Here is an 18,753-nt window from a genome sequence, read left to right on the forward strand (position 1 = left end):
TTTTTAGGCTTGACTTTGGGCGGTCTGCATCTTGTAGTAGACACCCTTGGCCTGCATGAGTTCCTGATGGTTGCCATGTTCAAAGATGTTACCATCAACCATAACGAGGATGATATCGGCATTCTGGATGGTCGAGAGACGGTGGGCGATGATAAAGCTGGTCCGTCCCCGCATAAGCTTTTCAAAGGAATCCTGAATCAGACTTTCGGTTCTGGTATCAATGGAGGAGGTGGCTTCGTCCAGTATCAAAATCTTAGGCACGGCCACGAAGATGCGGGCGATAGTCAGGAGTTGTCGCTGCCCTTGCGAGAGCGAGGCTCCAGCATCGGACAGATAGGTATCATAGCCGTCAGGAAGCTGCTTGATGAAGAAGTCGGCATTGGCTGCTTTGGCCGCTTCTACTACCAATTCACGGGTAGCATTGGGATGACCAAAGGCAATATTGTCGTGGATGGTAGCCTCTTGTAGCCAAGTATCCTGGAGGACCATCCCAATTTGCTTCCGCAAACTTTCCCGAGTATAGTTGGTTGTTGGTTGGTCGTCCAGAAGGATTTGGCCTGAATTGACCTCGTAAAATCTCATAAGCAGATTGATAAGGGTGGACTTCCCAGCTCCGGTTGGTCCGACAATGGCCACTCGACTAGCAGCTGGTATGTCAATACTAAGATCTTTGATCAGAGTTTTATAGGGCGTGTAGCCAAAATTAACATGGTCAAAGGTCAGTCTTCCTTGAACCTGGTCGCTGGTGAGGATTTCTTGACCAGTTTCTTCTAGGCTATCTTGATCCAGCACCTGGTAGAGGCGTTGGGCACAGGCTAGGGCCCCCTGCAATTCTGCCAAGACCGAAGAAATATCATTGAAGGGCTTGGTGTATTGGGTGACGTAGTTGAGAAAGGTCGTCAACTGCCCGATAGAGAAGGCTCCATTCATAATCCGAATGGCCCCTACTGCTGCCAAGAGGGCATAGATGAGGGCGTTGATAAAGCGGGTGGCAGGGTTGACCGTTGATGAGTAGAAAATGGCACTCTGAGAATAGTCAGCATAGGTTTCATTGACCTCAAAGAAATTCTCAATAAACTCATCTTGGGCATTGAAGCTGTGAATCAAACTCTCTTGGTTAAGACTTTCCTCGATCAGCTGGGTTTGACGGCCACGAGACTGGGTCTGCTTTTGAAAGAGGGTAAAGGACTTGCGAGCGATAAAACGGGCTAGGAAGAGGGACAGCGGGGTCAGCAGCAAGACCAGAAGCATCATGATCCAATCAATCTTGGCCATGGTCACAAGAACCACCAAGATGGTCAAGAGGCCAACAAAGAATTGGTTAAAGACCATGAGAAGGCCGTTGTTGAGCTGTTCGATGTCGGTTGTTACCCGACTGACCATATCACCGACCGACTGACTGAGGGCAGAAATCGGTAGTTCATGAACCTTGTCGATAACCCTTTGTCGCAAATCCTGACTAAAGCCAAAGACCAGCTTGTTATAAATCAGAGGATTGAGGTATTGGATCAGGGTGTTAGCCCCGATAACCAGGAGCATTTTGAAGATAATTTCCCAAATCAGCTGACGATTGTTGGGGACCAAGACGGCATCGACTGCATTCCCAATTAAGATTGGTAGATAGATGGTCAAGGCCACCTGCATACAAATACCGACAAGGGCCAAGGCTAGAAGGAACTTCTGCTTGGCGAAGTCTTTGACCAAACGTTTTAAGGGTGAGTGTGTCATGCTTGGTCCTCCTTGTGTTGCGAATAATGGATATCTTGGTAGGTTGGGCAATCAGCCAAGAGGCTTTGGTGACTGCCAAGACCGACTTGATTTCCCTTGTCCAAGACTAAAATCTTATCAGCCGACTTAAGGCTGTTGGTCCGTTGCGAAATTAGAATTAGGCTGGTTTTGAGCTCAGATTTGATGTCCTTAAGCAACTTGCTTTCGGTCAGATAATCCAGGGCTGATGTCGAGTCATCCAAAATCAGGATAGGAGCCTGTTTGAGGACGGCTCTGGCGATGGTCAAACGTTGCCGTTGACCGCCAGAGAAGTTACGGCCGAATTCCTTAACCTCGGAATCCAGCCCCTGCTCCTTCTCCTTAACGAAATCGCTGGCTTGAGCGATGTCCAGGGCCCACCAGAGCCGGTCATCAGAAACCTGACTGGTATCCATTCCCAGGGTTAAATTAGAGCGGATGGTCCCCTGAAAGAGTTCGGCCTTTTGCGGAACCAGACCGACCCATTCCCGCCATTGGGCTAGGTTGGCTGGGCTTTGGCCTTCTACAAAAATAGCTAACTGGCCTTCCTGAGCACGATAGAGGCCCATGATAAGCTGAACCAGGGTCGATTTCCCAGAACCAGTACCGCCGATAACCCCCAGAGTCTGGCCTTGATCCAGGCTCAGAGAAATATCATTAAGAGAGGGTCTGGCCGCTGTCGGATAGGTAAAGGTCATGTCGGAAATGGTCAAGACTTCTTTCTTATCAGCCTTTAGTAGGTCAATACTATCGTTAAGATTTTCCTGCTTTTGCTCGAAAACTTCCTGAACCCGGCGGGCACTGATGAAGCTCTGGTTGAGATTGGTGACCATCATGGCCAATTTGAGCAATTCGGCCAGAATATTGAGCAGATAATTGACCAGGGCAATCAGAGACCCCTGAGTTAGCAAGTTTTCACCAATAGCTAGGTTTCCTTGCCAGATAACAATGACCAGGGTACCATTAACAATCAGGAAGGTCAGAGGGCTGACCAGACTAGAGAGAAAGCCGGTTTTGATTTGGGCTCTGGTGTAGGACTGGTTGAGGTCAGCGAATTCTTGTTTAACCCTTTCGATTTGACCGAAGGCTCGGATGACCTGCATCCCTTCCAACTGCCCACGGGTCTTACTGACCAATCGGTCAGTCAATTTCCTGATAATGAGATAGAGAGGATTGACCAGGCGGGACATGATGTAAGTCAAAAGGAAAAGGAGGACAACCATGACCGCAAACCAGATGGTGATTTTAGGGCTAATCAAGTAGGCCATGATAACCGAACCGAAAACGATAATCGGTGCTCGCAGGAAGAGCCGCAAAAATTGGTTGATACCGGTCTGGATTTGATAGGTATCACTGGAAAGTCGGGTGACCAGACTGGCTGTCGTCAGGCGGTCCCTGCTTTCCTTGGGCAGCTTCATAATCTTCTTGTAAAGGTCCTTGGTCAGCTGCTTGGTGTAGCCTACTGCTGCTTTTGACGAATAATATTGAGCGGTAATGGAGACCAGGACCCCAAAAATAGCCAGACAGACCAAAAGGCCAATCATCATAAAGAGGTGAGTGGTATCCTTATGAGGAATGGCCTTGTCGACTATCCTAGCGATGATAATAGGAACCAGCAATTCAAAGCTGGCCTCCAAAAGTTTGAAAAGGGGTCCGAGGAAGGTTTCCATGATATAACCCCGGAAGTATTTTAATAAGTCTTTCATTTCTATAACCTATCAACCAATCGAATCAGAAAAAGACTGAATTGAACTTGTTTGGCATAATAGTGATTACCGCCGTTGACATAGAGCTTCCCGCCACCGTAGAGGATGGAAACGGGATTGATATGGTAATAGGTCTTGCCAGTCTTATTGCCCAGGCTGGGAGCGACGACATCCTTGGAATAGGCCTTGGCCAACTGGATGGTGTTCTTGCCCCCTCTTTTAGAGACGTAATCAATGTAATTGGTCCCGAAATTATAGGCCTGGACGGCTGTCCAAGAATCGGTCTTGGCTGCCTGGGCCTTCTCTAAATTCTGGGCCAGAACCCTGGTGCCCTGCTTGATACTTTCCTTATTATCTCGAATGGACTTGGTGGTGCCGGTCGAGCTCTCGCTGGACTGCATGACATCGTCATCTTGGCCCTTGGTCTCGGTGTAAATCACCGCCAGCACCAGGTCCTCATTGGTATCGTTATCATCTTCTGCTAAGACCTTCTCGACCAGGGGGCGATAGGCCAGGACACGTTTGACCGATTGGTAAATCGTGACTCCCTTATAAATGGCCAGTAAGGCGATGAGCACATAGATGATGCGTCTAATTTTTTTAAACATATTATTTGTTTTGAATATCCTCGATATTTTTGATTAGGATGGAATAGGTGCCATCATTATTTTGGATAAATTCAACCGATTCCGCGTCCTGATAGACGCCATTGGGAACAATCAGCTCAATGCCATTGGAGAGGGAGAGCTTCTGACTTTCCAACTTTTTAGATTGGCGAGAAACATCCACATCTGCTACCGGAATGGGCTCTGGTATGCTTTCCTTGAGCTGGTCGACAAAGGTCAGCCGAGCCGTCAGATTATCGTCAAAGAGCTGGTTGGCCAGTTTCTCAGGTGACAATTCCTGATCTTCTTCCAGGTTTTTGAAAATGGCTGATTTCATCTTGGATTGGAAATTAAAATCGTCCTTGTTGAAATCATCGGCCACCTTTTGGGCGGTCTTTTCCAGCTGTTTAATGGATTTATTGACCGACTGTTCAGGTTTGACCTTGAGCAGATTTTCCGAGAAATAATTGGCAAAGCTACCATTGTGCTTGATCCGCTTTTCAATCAGGTAATACTGCTTGCTCTGGCGATTGATAACCAGGGCCTCATCAGGGGTCTGAGCTGCCGGAGGGAAATTATTTTGAGTGACCTTGAGCGGTTGCTCATCATCTCCCAGAATATGGGCCAGATTTTCCTTAAGAACAACCCGGAGGAAGGCGAAATGCTCCTGTCCTTCCTTGTCGAACTGGATGAAAATCAAGTCATTAGTCTTTTGATCCTCGCTGATGACGAACTCTTCCTTCCATAGCTGGGCAATCTTGCGGGAGGATTCTAACAAATCGTCCCCCAGATTGGCAAGGAAGTCATTTTCAGGCCCAAAAACACCCCGCTTGGCATCGGCCGTGAAGACCTTGCTCAGCTTCTTGCGAAAGTAGTCATCCAAACTAGGTGTTAAGGTCAGAGGTTTATCAGCGAAGGCGATTTCGGTATCGTCAGGACTGAATTGGTGAATAATAATTTTCTTTAAATATAAATCTAGCATTTTAGTAAAGTGGGAAAGCGTCGGTTAGTCGCTTAACATCCTGGCGGATTCGGTCTAGGGCAGCCTCATCCTCGTGATTCTCCAAGGCTTCTATCATCAGTTCAGTAATCTTGGTGCTTTCAGCGACACCCATACCACGACTGGTGATGGCTGGACTACCGATGCGAATACCAGAGGTCTTAAAAGGTGATAGGGTTTCAAAAGGAATGCTGTTCTTGTTGAGGGTGATGTTGACCCCTTCCAAGATATTTTGAGCCAACTTGCCATTTTCCACTACCTTGGTTACATCAACCAGGAAGACATGGTTGTCGGTTCCGCCTGAAATGACATGGAAGTCTGGATGCTGACCAAAGACATCTGCCATAGCCTTGGCATTCTTGATGACATTTTGACCGTAGTCCTTGAAAGCAGGATCCAGGGCTTCTTTTAGTGCAACAGCCTTGGCAGCGATAACGTGTTCCAGAGGACCACCCTGCAATCCAGGGAAGACTGCTGAATTAAGCTTCTTAGCCAAGGCTTCATCATTGGTCAAAATCAAGCCACCACGCGGACCACGCAGGGTCTTGTGGGTGGTTGTTGTGGTTACGTGGGCGTAAGGCACAGGACTAGGATGGAGACCAGCAGCCACCAAGCCAGCGATATGAGCCATATCAACCATGAGATAGGCACCAACCTGGTCAGCAATCTGACGGAACTTGACAAAATCAATGGTCCGCGAATAGGCCGACGCTCCCGCTACAATCAATTTGGGTTGATGTTGCAGGGCCAGTTCTTTGATTTGCTCATAGTCCAGCTCTTCTGTTTCCTTGTTAACATTGTAAGCCACAAAATTATAGGTCTTACCTGAGAAAGAAACAGGTGAGCCGTGGGTCAGGTGACCTCCGGCTGACAAATCCATACCCATGACGGTATCGCCAGGTTGAATCAGAGCCATATAGGCAGCCGCATTAGCCTGGGAGCCCGAATGGGGTTGGACATTGGCGAATTTGGCACCAAAGAGTTCCTTGGCCCGCTCGATAGCTAGGTTTTCAACCACGTCGACAATGTCGGTCCCACCATAATAGCGTTTGCCTGGATAACCTTCGGCATACTTGTTGGTCAAGACAGAACCTTGGGCCGCCATAACGGCCTTAGAAACAACATTTTCTGAAGCAATCAACTCGATGTTGTTTTGCTGGCGGTCCTCTTCTTTAGCGATGGCCTGCCAGAGCTCTGGATCGAAGGCCTTATAGTCTTCTTTGTCAAAAATCATAAAATTACCTCACGGATGTCAAAAAGTGTTATTGCGATTGAGACAGAAATCGGTAGAACAAAAAGCCACCAACTTCTGTCTCAATCTCATCTTTTAGGGTTTGAGGCTGCTGGCCTAAACCAAAAATATTTAGTTTAGAATCTAAAAACAGCTACCTTGGCGATTAGCCAGGTTGACCTCTATCCCATAAAATTTCGAGGGATGAGAGTTGCCCAACCAGAATTTTAGAGCGAGTCAAACTCCATATATTCACTCCACAGTTTTAATAAAGCGTTTCTGGAGTTTGTCTCCATTGTATCCAATTTTTCTATAAAAAGCATGGGCAGACTGGCGTTGGGCACTTGAATGTAGTCGAATAAAGGCATAGCTTCTGCTTTTAGCCTGAGCTTCTAGAGCCTGCATCAATCTTTTGCCAATCCCCTGATTTTGGTAGTCGGGCAAAACTGCAAGTCCCAAGATATTCAAAGCAGTTTCAGAGTAAAGTGTGTCAAAAACTTCTGCATGAACATAACCCAACAAACGACCACTACTTGGGTCTTCAAAGCCTAGAAGGATATGATGGTCATCCCCTAAGAGCTTCTTTAATTGTTGCTGGGTCAGGTCCAAGGGAAACTGATAACCTAAGGCCAACTCATTGATAGCTTGAAGGGCCTCGGCATCTGAAAGTGCTAATGGTCTTAACATATGCCAACCTCCTAGACTAGAAATTCAATTCTGGGACTGCCTCCAGCAGGTCTTCCTGACTAATGGCCCCCTGGCGGAGGATTTTAGCCTGAACTCCAGATAAATCAAGGATGGTTGAATCCAAACCTTGGATAGCTGAATCATCTGCCAGTCCACTGACCTGCTGACTAAAATCTGTCATAATATCCGCAAAAATCTTGCCAGATGCTTGACCAGATAAATTGGCCGAAGGCCCAACTAGGGGGCCAAATTCGGCAATCAATTCTTGAGTGACAGGGTGATTTGGCAGCCGAAAGCCAACAGTATCTAGGCCGAAATTCACCCAGACAGGGACTCGGTCATTGGCCTTGAGAATAATAGTCAAAGGGCCCGGCAAAAAAGTCTGATAGAGCTTTCTCAGATAGCTGGGCTGATCCTGACTGTAGGCCAAAATATCCTGATAAGAGGCCACATTTAGGTTCATAGCCTTGTCTGTTGGCCGCCCCTTGAGGGTATAGACCTGCTGAACGGCTTTCTGGTCCAAGGCCCTAGCAAAGAGACCATAGACGGTCTCGGTCGGCAGAACGACTACTCCTCCATTTGCCAAAATCGTTTTAAGAGGCTCTAGGTTAGCCATTATCGACCACCACCATCCTGTCTTGACCAAATTGGTCGGGTAAAACCCTGACCCGCTTGTCTGGGAAGACCTTTTGGAAAATCTGGGAAACTATTTGACCCTGCTTATAGCCAATTTCCAAATAAATCTTGCCAGAGGGCTTGAGATATTTCCCAGTCTGGTCAGCGATTTTTCGGTAAATAGCCAATCCCTCCTCGTCCGCAAAGAGAGCCAGATGAGGTTCAGAATTCAAGACATTGAGCCCAACCTCATGCTTGTCCGCCTCAGAAATATAGGGCGGATTGCTGGCGATGATATCAAAGCTTCCCGAAAGCTGGCTGAAGACATCCGACTGCTGGAAATCAACCACAACTTGGTTCGCTTGGGCATTTTCCCTTGCTAGACTGAGGGCTTTCTGAGAAATATCAGAAGCCTGTACCTGCCAATCTGGTCGACTGTGAGCCAGGGCAATGGCAATGGCCCCGCTGCCTGTTCCCAGATCTAGCAAATCAACTTGCTCTGCCTCATTTTCAGCCAAAATCAAATCAACCAATTCAGCTGTTTCAGGCCTAGGTATCAATACTCGCTCGTCTACTTTGAACCTCAGGTCATGAAAAACCTCGTGACCAATAATGTACTGGGCAGGTTCATGAGCCAGAAGGCGGTCGGCGATTCTCTCAATAAGCTGCCTATCCTCCTGACTGACTTCCTGCCTTAAGAGCAGGGTAAACTCGGTAAAGTCAAGTTTTTTGAGATTTCTAAAGGTGAAGGTCAGACTTTCCGGCTCCTCATGAGCTTTTTCCAGCTCCAGCTCGTAACGGAGAAATAATTGGACGTAGGTCATTGAGCTAGCTCTTCCAGTTTCTTGGTTTGGTCATAGAGAACCAGGGCATCAATCACTTCATCCATCTTGCCAGAGAGAATAGTGTCCAGCTTTTGCAGAGTTAGACCGATGCGGTGGTCGGTCACCCGATTTTGTGGGAAGTTATAGGTGCGAATCCGCTCAGAGCGGTCACCGGTACCGATGGTCGATTTCCGTTCGGCATCCTGCTCATCCTGAGCAATCTGAGCAAAGTGGTCAGCCACCCGAGCTCGGATAATTTTTATAGCCTTATCACGGTTCTTCTGCTGGGTCCGCTCTTCCTGCATTTCAACCTTGATACCGGTTGGAATATGGACCATTCGGACCGCTGTCGCTACCTTATTGACGTTCTGTCCACCAGCACCGGAGGCGTGGTAGATGTCGACTCGCAAGTCTTTAGGGTCAATGTCGTACTCCACTTCTTCCACTTCTGGCATGACCAGAACCGTAGCGGTTGAGGTGTGGACCCGTCCCTGACTTTCGGTGACAGGAACCCGTTGCACACGGTGAGCACCCGATTCATACTTGAGCTTGGAATAAACGGATTGACCAGATACCATAGCGACGACTTCTTTAATGCCGCCAACTCCATTGTAGGAGGCTTCCATGACTTCGAAACGCCAGCCCTGACTTTCGGCATACTTCTGGTACATATTGAGCAGGTCGCCGGCAAATAGGGCGGCTTCATCACCACCAGCAGCCCCGCGGATTTCGAGGATGATATTCTTATCGTCGTTTGGATCCTTAGGCAGAAGCAAGATTTTCATCTTTTCTTCGTAGTCTTCCTTGGCTATCTTAGAGTCCTTGAGTTCTTCCTTAGCCATCTCTTCCAGTTCGGGGTCGCCTCCGGCCTCTTTAATCATCTCTTCTGCATCAGAGATGGCTTGCAGGACCTGCTTGTACTCCCGATAAACAGTCACAGTTTCGCGGCTTGAGGCTTCTTCTCGTGAGAGCTGCATAAAGCGTTTTGTATCAGAGACCACATCAGGGTCACTGAGCAATTCGCCCAACTCCTCGTAGCGGTCCTCCACCGCCTGTAATTGATCATAGATATTCATTCGTCCTGATTCTTCTCACTTTCTAGTTGCGGATGATAATAATGCTTGCGACAGACAGAGACATAGGTCTCGTTACCACCGATTTGGACCTGCTGGCCCTCGTAAACAGGCTGGCCGTCTTTCATGCGTAAGACCATGGTGGCCTTCTTGCTACAGTATTGGCAGATGGTCTTGATTTCTTCGATTTTATCCGCCAGGAGCAAGAGCTCTCTGGACCCTTCAAAAAGGTGATTGCGGAAATCGTTTTTAAGACCAAAGGCCATGACAGGGACATCCAGTTCATCAACTACTCTGGCTAAATCAAAAACATTACCCTTGGTCAGAAATTGACATTCATCCACCAAAACGCAAAATGGCTTGTCTGGCAAATTTTCAATATAACCAAAAATGTCGGTATCGCTAGAAATCGGCTTAGCCTGACGCTTGAGGCCAATCCGACTGGAAACCCAGCCGATGCCATCCCGAGTATCCAGAGCCGAGGTCAGGAGAACGACCGGCTTGCCCTGCTCCTCATAGTTGTAAGCAACCTTGAGAATCTCAATGGATTTCCCCGAATTCATAGTCCCATAGCGATAGTATAACTGTGCCAAAATCTTCATCCTGTCTAAAACGTTAATGGTACTATTTTACCATAAAATGCCAGCCATTGGCAGGGGCTAATAATCAAGAAAACTCTTACATAATAAAGCAAAATCATGTTTTTGTTCCCAGGAGCTTGCGGCTCCTAGACTTTGCTTGGCAAAACTAAGTTGAGTGCACTAAACTTTTTTAAAAACCATGGCCAAGAGTTATTCGAGACTAATCCTCACCCTAGCTCAAACTGCTTTGATAGCACTACACTCGCCCTCGTCCAAACCAAGTCGTCTTGGTAAAATTAATAAGAACCTGACCCGATGGCTAAGTTCCTAATCGAATATTTAATGCTAACTTTTATAGCTAAGTCAATAGTTTTACTCTCAAGTTAAGTCAAAAGTTGCTCCAAATAAAAAACTCTCTTCAAAACTGGCTCCCCGAGCAAAATAGATTTTGCCAAATTCAAGGATAAGAATATGAAATTGCTGAGCTTCTGATAGGCTAAATCCTTCTAGCTCAACCGCTTGATGTAGGCTGGAATAGTCAGAAAACTCTTTCCTTGTGAGACTTGAAAATAGTTTCTGAGCATATTTGTCAGCGATAAAGACCAGTTGGTCAAATACATAGAGCAAAAGGACATCGGCGGTCTCCTGACCGATGCCAAAGAGACCCAATAGTTCATCTCTTAGATTCTTGCCGTAGTTATCTTCAATCTCCCCGTAATTGTAAGCATGCTGGTCTAGCCAGCTAAATACCTTAAGAATAGATTTGCTTTTATTTTTGTAAAATCCTGTGGGACGAATTAAATCCTGTAAGGTCTCCGGCTCCAAATCAAGAATCTTCTTGAAATCTCCATCAAGGACTTGTCGTAAATTATTAATGGAAAGAAGGACATTTTCCCAGCGGGTATTTTGCACCAAAATGGCACCGAGTATGATTTCTTCGGGGTTTTCTGCCGGCCAGTTACCCTGATCTCCCAGATTTTTCAATAAATCTTGGTAGAGCTGCTTCAATACATCTTGTTTCATGGCTTTATTGTAGCACAAAACAAATTAAATAATTACTCAGCTTAGGGTAACTTTGGTAATTACCTTGGATAAATATTTCTAGGGATTTGAACATTAGTCAAAAGTCAAGACAGTTTTTCCTTTTGAATGGCCGTTAGCAACCTTATCCAAGGCTTGGTTGACATCAGCGAATTTATAAACCCTATCAATAGATGGTTTAATCTGAAGTTCGCTAAAAATGTCTGCAACTTCTTGCAGCTGCCGGCCATTAGCTTCTACAAAGACGAAATGATAACCAACGCCGTATTTTTTAGCTAGCTTATCAAATTTACGACCAGCGAGACCCATGGCGATTTGTTTCCATTTGGGAAGCTTCATCCGTTTAGCGAAGCTGCCGTTTGGCATAGCACGTAGGGAAACTAGTTGTCCACCTTCTTTCATGATGGAAAATTGCTTCTCAATCTCAGAGCCACCCAAGGTATCCAAGACATAGTCAACTTGACTAAGGGTCTGACTGTAGTCTTCTGTTTTGTAGTCAATGAAACGGTCCACTCCCAGCTTTAAAACACGCTCTTTGTTGCCGATACTGCCATTAGTAACAACAATCAAGCCTTTGGCCTTAGCAAGAGGAATAGCCATCGCACCAAGGCTACCAGTACCTCCTGAGATAAAGAGAGTTTTTCCTTCTTTAGCCTCCATAAGCTCCAGAGACTGCATAATGGTCAGTGAAGTCAATGGGACGCCTGCCGCCTTGATATCTGTCAAATAGTCAGGTACCAAAGCTAGAGCATGGTAGTCTACAGCAAGATATTCAGCGAAAGCAACCAATACGGTCAAGTGGCAGTCGGGCAAAAACACGGTCGCCTGCTTGGAATCCCGTCACTTGGCTACCGACTTTCTCAACAATTCCGACAAACTCATTACCAGCATTTGAGGTAGTTTGTAAGGAACGATAATTTTAACCTCTCCACGAGAAATCATATTATCCAAAGGATTGCCCCCTGCTGCCCTTGCCTTGATCAGGACATCATCGGGGCCAATTTGCGGTATGGGTATTTCTGTCATCTCGAGATTGATATTATTTTTGTTATACTGACTTACTAGTGCTGCTTTCATAGGTAATTTCTTTCTCCTTATCTTCGGGTTAGCAATTTTTATGTAATGGCACGTATTTCTTTAATCAAGCCTGCCAAATTCTCTTGCCTCAACTGATAAAGCAAATTTGTAGCCATGACTTCTCCCTTTTCTCGATTATCCGAACATAACAGGTGTCTGTTTCAGATACAAGTTTAACTATAAATGATTGTAAGTAAGTGGGCAAGAATCGTGCTCACTTAGAAACTTTGGGAGAAAGACAATCACGCTTCTCTTCCTTTTTAAAGTAAGTACGAGCCCAAAAACTAGTGAGCCTCAGAAATAACGACTCTTATCTTCTTCCTGATTTTTATACAGTCTTCAACTGTCTCAGCCTAATCTTCTACTATTTCTCCTGTCTATATTTGCGGATTCATGCTAAAATGAAGCTGATAATAAATTTTTAGGAGGAATTCCCATGCCATTTGTAAAAATTGACCTTTTTGAAGGCCGCACGCAGGACCAAAAAATTGAACTGGCCCGCGAAGTCACCGAGGTCGTTTCCCGCGTTGCCAACGCACCCAAGGAAAACATCCACGTTATCATCCGTGACCTGCCAGAAGGAAGCTACTTCCCTCACGGTAAAATGAAGAAGAAATAAAGCCGACCGCCTTTTTAAGACAAAAAATGAGCTATCCAAACGAGAGCTCATTTTTATATGCGATTCAAAAGTCATTTACTCTGGGTTTAAACCAAGTCGTGGAAACTAGGATTGCTAAGATTATAATCAGCACTTGGCAAGCTAAGGCAAGAAATCTATTGCCACCAAGAGACACTTGGGCAAGGGTATTGATGAGGGCATGGGTCATGACACAAATCCAGAGACTCTTGGTCTTGCGGTAGAGAGCTGATAAAATAAAGGAATTAATCAGAAGACCCAGATAAAAGCTGGCCAAACCGGTCAAGGAAAGTTTTGCCAAGGTTCCGTCAATATAATAATAAGCGAAATGCCAAGAGCCCCAGGCCAATAAGGTGACTAGTGTGGCCAATACATAATTAATCTTCTCCTCCAAAATCGGCTGGAAAGTATATCGCCAGCCAATTTCCTCTACACCACCTATCAGCAAGGCCTTAAGGAAGAGCAAAACAGATAAGTACCAGAGCGTAATCTGGAATTTTCCATCCACGAGAACATCAGCAAAATCCAAAGCCAAAAGCAAGATAGCCAAGCCATAAGCTCCCGGTCTTTGTTTAAGATTGAAGAAATCCCTGAGGACAATTTGGGGGTTCTTCCCCCAATATTTGTAAGCAATGATTAGTCCCCAAATTGCTGAGGATAGGCCACCAATAGCGATGGTCAGCTGTAGCCATTCTAATTTTTACTGGCATGCAAAAAAACTAGACTTTCATCTAGTTTTTTCATCTACTCTATTTTTCCTCTCCTTCTCCCATCTTGGCCTTGCGACCGTTGAAGATGAGGTTGAGGAAGATGGAGCTGAGGGTGGCGATGACGATGCCGTTGGTGAAGAACATCTGCACGGTGGTTGGCGTGCTGGCAAAGAGGTTAGTATTGTTAAAGCCTAGGCCGGCCGCGATCGAGACCGCTGCGATGATGAAGTTATTCTCATCATTCCTGAAATCCACGCTGTTGAGCATTTGAATCCCTTGCAGAGCCACCATGCCAAAGAGGACCAGCATGGCACCACCCAAGACTGGATTGGGAATGAGCTGGGCCAGGGCACCGAATTTGGGAATCAAGCCTAGGACCACTAGAAAGGCTGCCGTGAAATAGATAGGCTTGCGGGTCTTAATGCCTGATAACTGAACCAGCCCAACGTTTTGCGAAAAGCCTGTATAGGGGAAGGTATTGAAGGTCCCCCCCAGGAGGACAGCCAACCCTTCCGCCCGATAACCATTTCGCAGACGGGTACTGTCTAACTTATCCTGGGTCAGGTCGGACAGAGCCAGATAGACCCCGGTTGATTCGACCATGGAAACCGTCATGATGATACACATCATGACAATGGAGGTCAACTCAAACTTGGGAATTCCGAAGTAAAAGGGTTGGGGAACATGAACCAGGGGAGCTTGGGCTATCGCTGAAAAATCAACTGCTCCCATAGCTACAGCCAAAAGGGTGCCGCCAATCAGGCCAATCAAGATAGAAATGGATTTGACAAAGCCTTTGGCAAAAATTTGCACCAAAAGGACAATCGCAATAGTGGTCAAGGACAGAATCAGTGATTGGGCTGTCGGCTTGTCAGCATTGTCGCCCATATTGCCCATGGCTACTGAAATCAGGCTGAGACCGATGGTGGTAATGACTGAGCCTGTCACGACTGGTGGAAAGAATTTGGCAATCTTGGAAAAGAAACCAGACACCAAGATAACATAGATACCAGAAGCAATCAGGGCGCCGAACATATAGCCAGCTCCCTGGTGCTTGCCGATGATAATCAAAGGAGCAACCGACTGGAAGGCACAGCCCAGAACGACTGGCAGGCCGATTCCGAAGTGTTTATTGAGCTGGAGCTGCAAGAAGGTCGCTACTCCACACATGAAAATATCAGTTGAAATCAAGTAGGTCAGGTCCTTAGCCGAATAGCCCAGACCTGTTGCAATCATGATCGGAACTAGGATTGATCCTGCATACATGGACAGGAGATGCTGGAGACCTAAGATTGCCGATTGTGAGTTTTTTTGTTCATTAAATTCCATTTTAAACATCCGCCTCCGCAAATTCTATCTGACCATTTGCAAAACTAGCGAGACGAGCCAGAGAAGTGACCTTTATTCCTTGGTCTTCGAGCTCTTGTCGGCCAGGTTGGAAGGATTTTTCAATGACAATCCCCAGGCCTGCAACTTGAGCCCCAGCCTGTTGGATAATCTCAATCAAGCCTTTAGCTGCTTGGCCATTGGCCAAAATATCATCAACAATCAGAACCTTGTCAACCTGACTCAAAAACTTGCTGGCGATTGAAATCGTGCTGGTCACCTGCTTGGTGAAGGAATAGACCTCGGCCGTCAGAATACCTTCGGTCATGGTAATGTTCTTGTGCTTTTTGGCAAAAATCATGGGAACATCAAGAGCCGAAGCCGTGTAGAGGGCCGGAGCAATTCCAGAAGCTTCAATGGTCACAACCTTAGTAATACCAGCATCTTGGTAAGTATCAGCCAGAACCTGCCCTATTTCCTGCATGAGCTCATAGTCAACCTGATGGGTCAGAAAACTATCGACCTTGAGGACACTATCACTCAAGACATTTCCGTCCTTTAAAATCCGTTCTTCCAGTAATTTCATACCAGACCTTACTCCTCTGCTTATTTAATGAAAAAGGGAGTGGGACAGAAATTGTTATGGCAAAGCCATCAATTTCGTAGTCCCACCCCCGCACAGTTGATTAGGATGGCCGCTATCACTTGCTTAGCAAGGGATAAGGACCTCCAATCAACCACTGCGTCAAAGTGTTAAATGTCGAAAAAGTAACAAGGGTAGAACTGTTCATCCCAGACTCTCATTTGTAAAACTGGCAAAGGCTAAGTTTCTCATCACACCATAAACATCAACCAACGATACTACTAACTAGTATCAATATACTCCCTTGGCTTGTTCGTGTTTTCACTCAACTAACAGGGAGATTCTTCTCAGTCGCCCAACATCAGACAAAACAGATAGCGAGCAAACTAGCTATTTCACAGAAATCTTTCTAGTTGAGCAAGCGTTCAAGTTTCGGCTGGTCTACTAGTTTCTAGTAATTGAACTCGCCTATATCCCTTGGAAAAAAGATAAAACATGGCTTGAAGCCCGTTGCTTCATCGCCAGTTTTCCTATTTTTCTTTGGGATATTTAACGGCTTAGTATCTTGGCTTATTGTAAAGCATTTACGGTGCTTTGTAGAGACGCTGTGCCAGATTCACAGTTTAAATAAGTTTCTGTTTTTTATTAAATTATCGAACAAGTCGATAAATCATTTTAACATGGTCGCCTGCTTTTGTAAAACTCATTTGATTTGTAAAATTACTTTCATCCATCATAGTTTTAGTAAGACTCCACAGAGCAAAGCCATCTTCTTGTCCATGCAAGAGCTGGCTAACGGCAATCACTAGTCTGATTGCCTAGCTCCCTGACTAACTCCAACCAGCCAGTATTTTCGACTGGCTGGTTTTCGTGTCGCTAAGCCGTCAAGCAACTCACAGGATTAAAAAGGTCTGGAAGACCTTTTTAATCCGAACCTGAAAATAGAAGAGTTAGGTGAAAATCAAGGCAGGTGCTTGTACCCAGGTGATTTCATCTAAATTCACAGATTCACAGACTTGTAGGCGTGTTCTACTTTACTTTGTACATGGCCACTTGTCGCATGTCGGTTGGGTTGGGACGGTCAACTATTCTTTGTCTGAATACCCAAAACATCCAAGCACTGATTTGACAGAGATTGGACCGATAAATCTAGCCGATTGATCCTTCCATTTCAAAGGAAATGAGTTGGTTGAGCTCGACCGCATATTCCATCGGCAACTCTTTGGCGAAGGGCTCGATGAAGCCCATGACAATTTTTTCAGTCGCTTCGCTCTCGGTTAGACCCCGACTCATAAGATAGAAGAGCTGCTCTTCAGAAATCTTAGAGACCTTGGCCTCGTGTTCCAGAGCTACAGAAGAATTATGAATTTCGTTGAAAGGAACGGTGTCCGACGAGGATAGGTCGTCCATGAGGATGGTGTCACATTCCACGTGGCTGAGGGAATGCTTGGCTGCCTCCTTGAAGGTCACCTGACCGCGGTAGTCAACCTTACCGCCCCCCTTGGCCAGGGACTTGGAGATAATGGAGGACTTGGTGTGGGGAGCCGAGTGAATCATCTTGGCACCAGTATCTTGGTCCTGTCCAGCTCCAGCAAAGGCGATAGTCAGCATGGTTCCAGTCGCCCCCTCGCCATCTAGATAGATAGCGGGGTACTTCATGGTCGTCTTGGAGCCGATATTGCCATCAATCCATTCAACCGTAGCATTTTTCTTGGCGGTCGCCCGTTTGGTGACCAAATTATAAACATTGTCAGACCAGTTTTGGATGGTGGTATAGCGAATATGGGCCCCTTCTAGGGCAAAAACCTCAACGACAGCGGCGTGAAGGCTGTTGGTAGTGTAGGTCGGAGCCGTACAGCCTTCCACATAGTGCATGGAGGCCCCTTCATCAACGATAATCAGAGTCCGCTCGAACTGACCGGTGTTTTCATTGTTAATCCGCAGGTAAAGTTGCAGGGGCACTTCTACTTCCACGCCCTTAGGAATGTAGATAAAAGTCCCGCCTGACCAGACGGCTGAGTTGAGGGCGGCCAGCTTGTTGTCAGTTGGCGGCACCAACTTAGCAAAGTACTGTTTGAAAAGTTCAGGATATTCTTGCAAACCGCTATCAATATCGGTGAAAATAATACCCTCTTTTTCAAATTCCTTTTTCATATTGTGGTAGACCGCTTCTGACTCGTATTGGGCCACGGTCCCTGCCAGATAGGATTGCTCGGCCTCTGGAACCCCCAGTCGCTCAAAGGTCTCCTTGACCTTGTCAGGAACGTCATCCCAGTCCCGAGCCGGTGTCTCCGAGACCTTCTGATAGTAAACCACATCATCGAAATTCAATTCAGACAAGTCTGGCCCCCACTTGGGCATGGACATGTCATTGAAATTCTTCAAGGCCTTAAGACGGAAGTCCAGCATCCAGTCCGGCTCATTCTTCTTGGCCGAAATTTGCCGAACGACCTCCTCGCTCAGACCCTTCCCAGTCGTAAAGACAGGATTCATCTCTACATGAAAGTTGGTATCCTGCTGGTTTTGACCGAGCTCTATATCTCTATTTGGCGTATCTGTCATAAGTTTGTCACCTTTCTTATCATCCAGTATACTACTTCTTGATAAAAAAATGTAGCTCCTGCTAGTTAGTCTCTACCTAGGAACTACATTTGCAAAGTATCTAAAATAAGGCTTAGTATGTAACTTTTTTAATTTTTCCTGCTGCAATCGGTAGAGTTACATACTGATCGTAGACTTCTGTTAGCTTACCTCCGACGGTATCGGGAATTTTAAGACTCTGAGGAACTCCATGAATATAAACCACACGTTTTTCCAGCTGCAAATCATCTGTGCCAAAAACTTCTTTGAAACGTTCCTGCAAAGCCTTAAGAGGAACTGTTTTCTCATAACTGTAGTAACCTTTGGCATCAGCAACAGGATAATTGTCATTAGGAATATTCATCTGATGGGGAGCATTGTCCAAGGGAACCATGGTTGTCCCCGAGACACTTTCTGTCTCTGGTAAATCAATCCAGCCATCCCCATTACTATCTTGAGCAAGCGTTGGTAGATTAGCTTCCTTACCATCAGGAAAGCCGTGGAAGTGTTCCCAGTGCTGAATATTGGCTGGCGTATCAAACATCTCCAGCTTAATCTGGAGACTTTCTCCTTCTTTAATGAATTCGACATAGCCGTGAGCAGCTGTTCCAATTTTCTCAGCATTTAATGGCTTTATTTCAGCTCTATATAATTGACTCATAAAATCACCTGACTTTCTTTCAGTTGCATTCTAGCATAAAAGCGAGGCTATTTAAAGAAAAAAATCTGCT

At 46.0% G+C, this 18,753-nt stretch carries 17 protein-coding genes, 1 pseudogene and 1 riboswitch; of the genes and pseudogenes, 1 reads left to right on the forward strand and 17 read right to left on the reverse strand.

Annotated features, from left to right (window positions below):
- Positions 1–3 precede the first annotated feature (3 nt).
- From BS63_RS0101670 to BS63_RS1000000111255, 12 genes and pseudogenes are all read right to left on the reverse strand, one after another.
- Positions 4–1,728, reverse strand: a complete 1,725-nt coding sequence (locus BS63_RS0101670) for an ABC transporter ATP-binding protein (protein ID WP_002959194.1) — start codon at positions 1,726–1,728, stop codon at positions 4–6.
- Positions 1,725–3,452, reverse strand: a complete 1,728-nt coding sequence (locus BS63_RS0101675; RefSeq protein ID WP_032798526.1) for an ABC transporter ATP-binding protein — start codon at positions 3,450–3,452, stop codon at positions 1,725–1,727. Before BS63_RS0101675 ends, BS63_RS0101670 begins: the two co-directional genes overlap by 4 nt.
- Before the next feature lie 2 nt (positions 3,453–3,454).
- Positions 3,455–4,060, reverse strand: coding sequence for a lysozyme family protein (locus BS63_RS0101680; RefSeq protein WP_002959189.1), 606 nt, complete (start codon positions 4,058–4,060; stop codon positions 3,455–3,457).
- Position 4,061: 1 nt separating this feature from the next.
- A complete protein-coding gene (locus BS63_RS0101685) occupies positions 4,062–5,039 on the reverse strand; it encodes a nucleoid-associated protein (protein ID WP_002959186.1) in 978 nt (325 codons plus the stop codon).
- A gap of 1 nt (position 5,040) precedes the next feature.
- A complete protein-coding gene (gene glyA / locus BS63_RS0101690) occupies positions 5,041–6,291 on the reverse strand; it encodes a serine hydroxymethyltransferase (RefSeq protein ID WP_002959184.1) in 1,251 nt (416 codons plus the stop codon).
- 249 nt (positions 6,292–6,540) lie between these two features.
- Positions 6,541–6,975 (reverse strand): GNAT family N-acetyltransferase, encoded by a 435-nt coding sequence (locus BS63_RS0101695; protein ID WP_002959182.1) that lies wholly within the window; start codon positions 6,973–6,975, stop codon positions 6,541–6,543.
- 16 nt (positions 6,976–6,991) lie between these two features.
- Complete coding sequence (locus BS63_RS0101700) at positions 6,992–7,591, reverse strand: L-threonylcarbamoyladenylate synthase (RefSeq protein ID WP_028798399.1); 600 nt, start codon at positions 7,589–7,591, stop codon at positions 6,992–6,994.
- Positions 7,584–8,414, reverse strand: coding sequence for a peptide chain release factor N(5)-glutamine methyltransferase (prmC, locus tag BS63_RS0101705; protein ID WP_002959179.1), 831 nt, complete (start codon positions 8,412–8,414; stop codon positions 7,584–7,586). Before prmC ends, BS63_RS0101700 begins: the two co-directional genes overlap by 8 nt.
- The gene (prfA, locus tag BS63_RS0101710) at positions 8,411–9,490 is read right to left on the reverse strand and encodes a peptide chain release factor 1 (RefSeq protein ID WP_002959177.1); all 1,080 of its coding nucleotides are present in this window, start codon (positions 9,488–9,490) and stop codon (positions 8,411–8,413) included. Before prfA ends, prmC begins: the two co-directional genes overlap by 4 nt.
- Positions 9,487–10,080 carry a thymidine kinase gene (locus BS63_RS0101715; RefSeq protein ID WP_002959174.1) on the reverse strand — a complete coding sequence of 198 codons (594 nt, stop codon included), beginning with the start codon at positions 10,078–10,080 and terminating at the stop codon, positions 9,487–9,489. The genes prfA and BS63_RS0101715 overlap by 4 nt, the downstream gene beginning before the upstream one ends.
- Before the next feature lie 366 nt (positions 10,081–10,446).
- On the reverse strand, positions 10,447–11,091 hold the full coding sequence (locus BS63_RS0101720) for an endonuclease III domain-containing protein (protein WP_028798400.1): 645 nt from the start codon (positions 11,089–11,091) through the stop codon (positions 10,447–10,449).
- Positions 11,092–11,184: 93 nt separating this feature from the next.
- A pseudogene (locus tag BS63_RS1000000111255) lies at positions 11,185–12,186 on the reverse strand (NADP-dependent oxidoreductase).
- A gap of 436 nt (positions 12,187–12,622) precedes the next feature.
- Between BS63_RS1000000111255 and BS63_RS0101730 the strand changes: the two are divergent.
- Positions 12,623–12,805 carry a 4-oxalocrotonate tautomerase gene (locus BS63_RS0101730; protein ID WP_002959170.1) on the forward strand — a complete coding sequence of 61 codons (183 nt, stop codon included), beginning with the start codon at positions 12,623–12,625 and terminating at the stop codon, positions 12,803–12,805.
- A 64-nt stretch (positions 12,806–12,869) separates the two neighbouring features.
- On the opposite strand, the gene BS63_RS0101735 is transcribed toward BS63_RS0101730, so the two are convergent.
- The 5 genes from BS63_RS0101735 to BS63_RS0101755 all read right to left on the reverse strand — a co-directional run bounded on the left by BS63_RS0101735 (position 12,870) and on the right by BS63_RS0101755 (position 18,683).
- Entirely contained in the window at positions 12,870–13,373 is a 504-nt protein-coding gene (locus tag BS63_RS0101735) for a CPBP family intramembrane glutamic endopeptidase (protein ID WP_002959168.1), read from the reverse strand.
- Between the two features lie 199 nt (positions 13,374–13,572).
- Positions 13,573–14,871, reverse strand: a complete 1,299-nt coding sequence (locus tag BS63_RS0101740; RefSeq protein WP_002959166.1) for a nucleobase:cation symporter-2 family protein — start codon at positions 14,869–14,871, stop codon at positions 13,573–13,575.
- On the reverse strand, positions 14,864–15,445 hold the full coding sequence (locus tag BS63_RS0101745; protein ID WP_002959164.1) for a xanthine phosphoribosyltransferase: 582 nt from the start codon (positions 15,443–15,445) through the stop codon (positions 14,864–14,866). The genes BS63_RS0101740 and BS63_RS0101745 overlap by 8 nt, the downstream gene beginning before the upstream one ends.
- A 550-nt stretch (positions 15,446–15,995) precedes the next feature.
- Positions 15,996–16,093, reverse strand: a riboswitch (purine riboswitch).
- A gap of 498 nt (positions 16,094–16,591) precedes the next feature.
- Positions 16,592–18,004, reverse strand: a complete 1,413-nt coding sequence (gene sufB, locus BS63_RS0101750) for a Fe-S cluster assembly protein SufB (protein WP_002962487.1) — start codon at positions 18,002–18,004, stop codon at positions 16,592–16,594.
- Between the two features lie 112 nt (positions 18,005–18,116).
- Entirely contained in the window at positions 18,117–18,683 is a 567-nt protein-coding gene (locus BS63_RS0101755; RefSeq protein ID WP_002962488.1) for a hypothetical protein, read from the reverse strand.
- Between the last annotated feature and the right edge of the window lie 70 nt (positions 18,684–18,753).

The sequence above is a fragment of the Streptococcus sobrinus DSM 20742 = ATCC 33478 genome, from assembly GCF_000686605.1.
In the GTDB taxonomy this organism is placed as follows: Bacteria; Bacillota; Bacilli; order Lactobacillales; family Streptococcaceae; genus Streptococcus; species Streptococcus sobrinus.

Coding starts and splice junctions, on each gene's coding strand:
- BS63_RS0101670 (WP_002959194.1), bottom strand. CDS start 1,728: ATGACACACTCACCCTTAAAACGTTTGGTCAAAGACTTCGCCAAGCAG.
- BS63_RS0101675 (WP_032798526.1), bottom strand. CDS start 3,452: ATGAAAGACTTATTAAAATACTTCCGGGGTTATATCATGGAAACCTTC.
- BS63_RS0101680 (WP_002959189.1), bottom strand. CDS start 4,060: ATGTTTAAAAAAATTAGACGCATCATCTATGTGCTCATCGCCTTACTG.
- BS63_RS0101685 (WP_002959186.1), bottom strand. CDS start 5,039: ATGCTAGATTTATATTTAAAGAAAATTATTATTCACCAATTCAGTCCT.
- glyA (WP_002959184.1), bottom strand. CDS start 6,291: ATGATTTTTGACAAAGAAGACTATAAGGCCTTCGATCCAGAGCTCTGG.
- BS63_RS0101695 (WP_002959182.1), bottom strand. CDS start 6,975: ATGTTAAGACCATTAGCACTTTCAGATGCCGAGGCCCTTCAAGCTATC.
- BS63_RS0101700 (WP_028798399.1), bottom strand. CDS start 7,591: ATGGCTAACCTAGAGCCTCTTAAAACGATTTTGGCAAATGGAGGAGTA.
- prmC (WP_002959179.1), bottom strand. CDS start 8,414: ATGACCTACGTCCAATTATTTCTCCGTTACGAGCTGGAGCTGGAAAAA.
- prfA (WP_002959177.1), bottom strand. CDS start 9,490: ATGAATATCTATGATCAATTACAGGCGGTGGAGGACCGCTACGAGGAG.
- BS63_RS0101720 (WP_028798400.1), bottom strand. CDS start 11,091: ATGAAACAAGATGTATTGAAGCAGCTCTACCAAGATTTATTGAAAAAT.
- BS63_RS0101730 (WP_002959170.1), top strand. CDS start 12,623: ATGCCATTTGTAAAAATTGACCTTTTTGAAGGCCGCACGCAGGACCAA.
- BS63_RS0101740 (WP_002959166.1), bottom strand. CDS start 14,871: ATGTTTAAAATGGAATTTAATGAACAAAAAAACTCACAATCGGCAATC.
- BS63_RS0101745 (WP_002959164.1), bottom strand. CDS start 15,445: ATGAAATTACTGGAAGAACGGATTTTAAAGGACGGAAATGTCTTGAGT.
- sufB (WP_002962487.1), bottom strand. CDS start 18,004: ATGACAGATACGCCAAATAGAGATATAGAGCTCGGTCAAAACCAGCAG.
- BS63_RS0101755 (WP_002962488.1), bottom strand. CDS start 18,683: ATGAGTCAATTATATAGAGCTGAAATAAAGCCATTAAATGCTGAGAAA.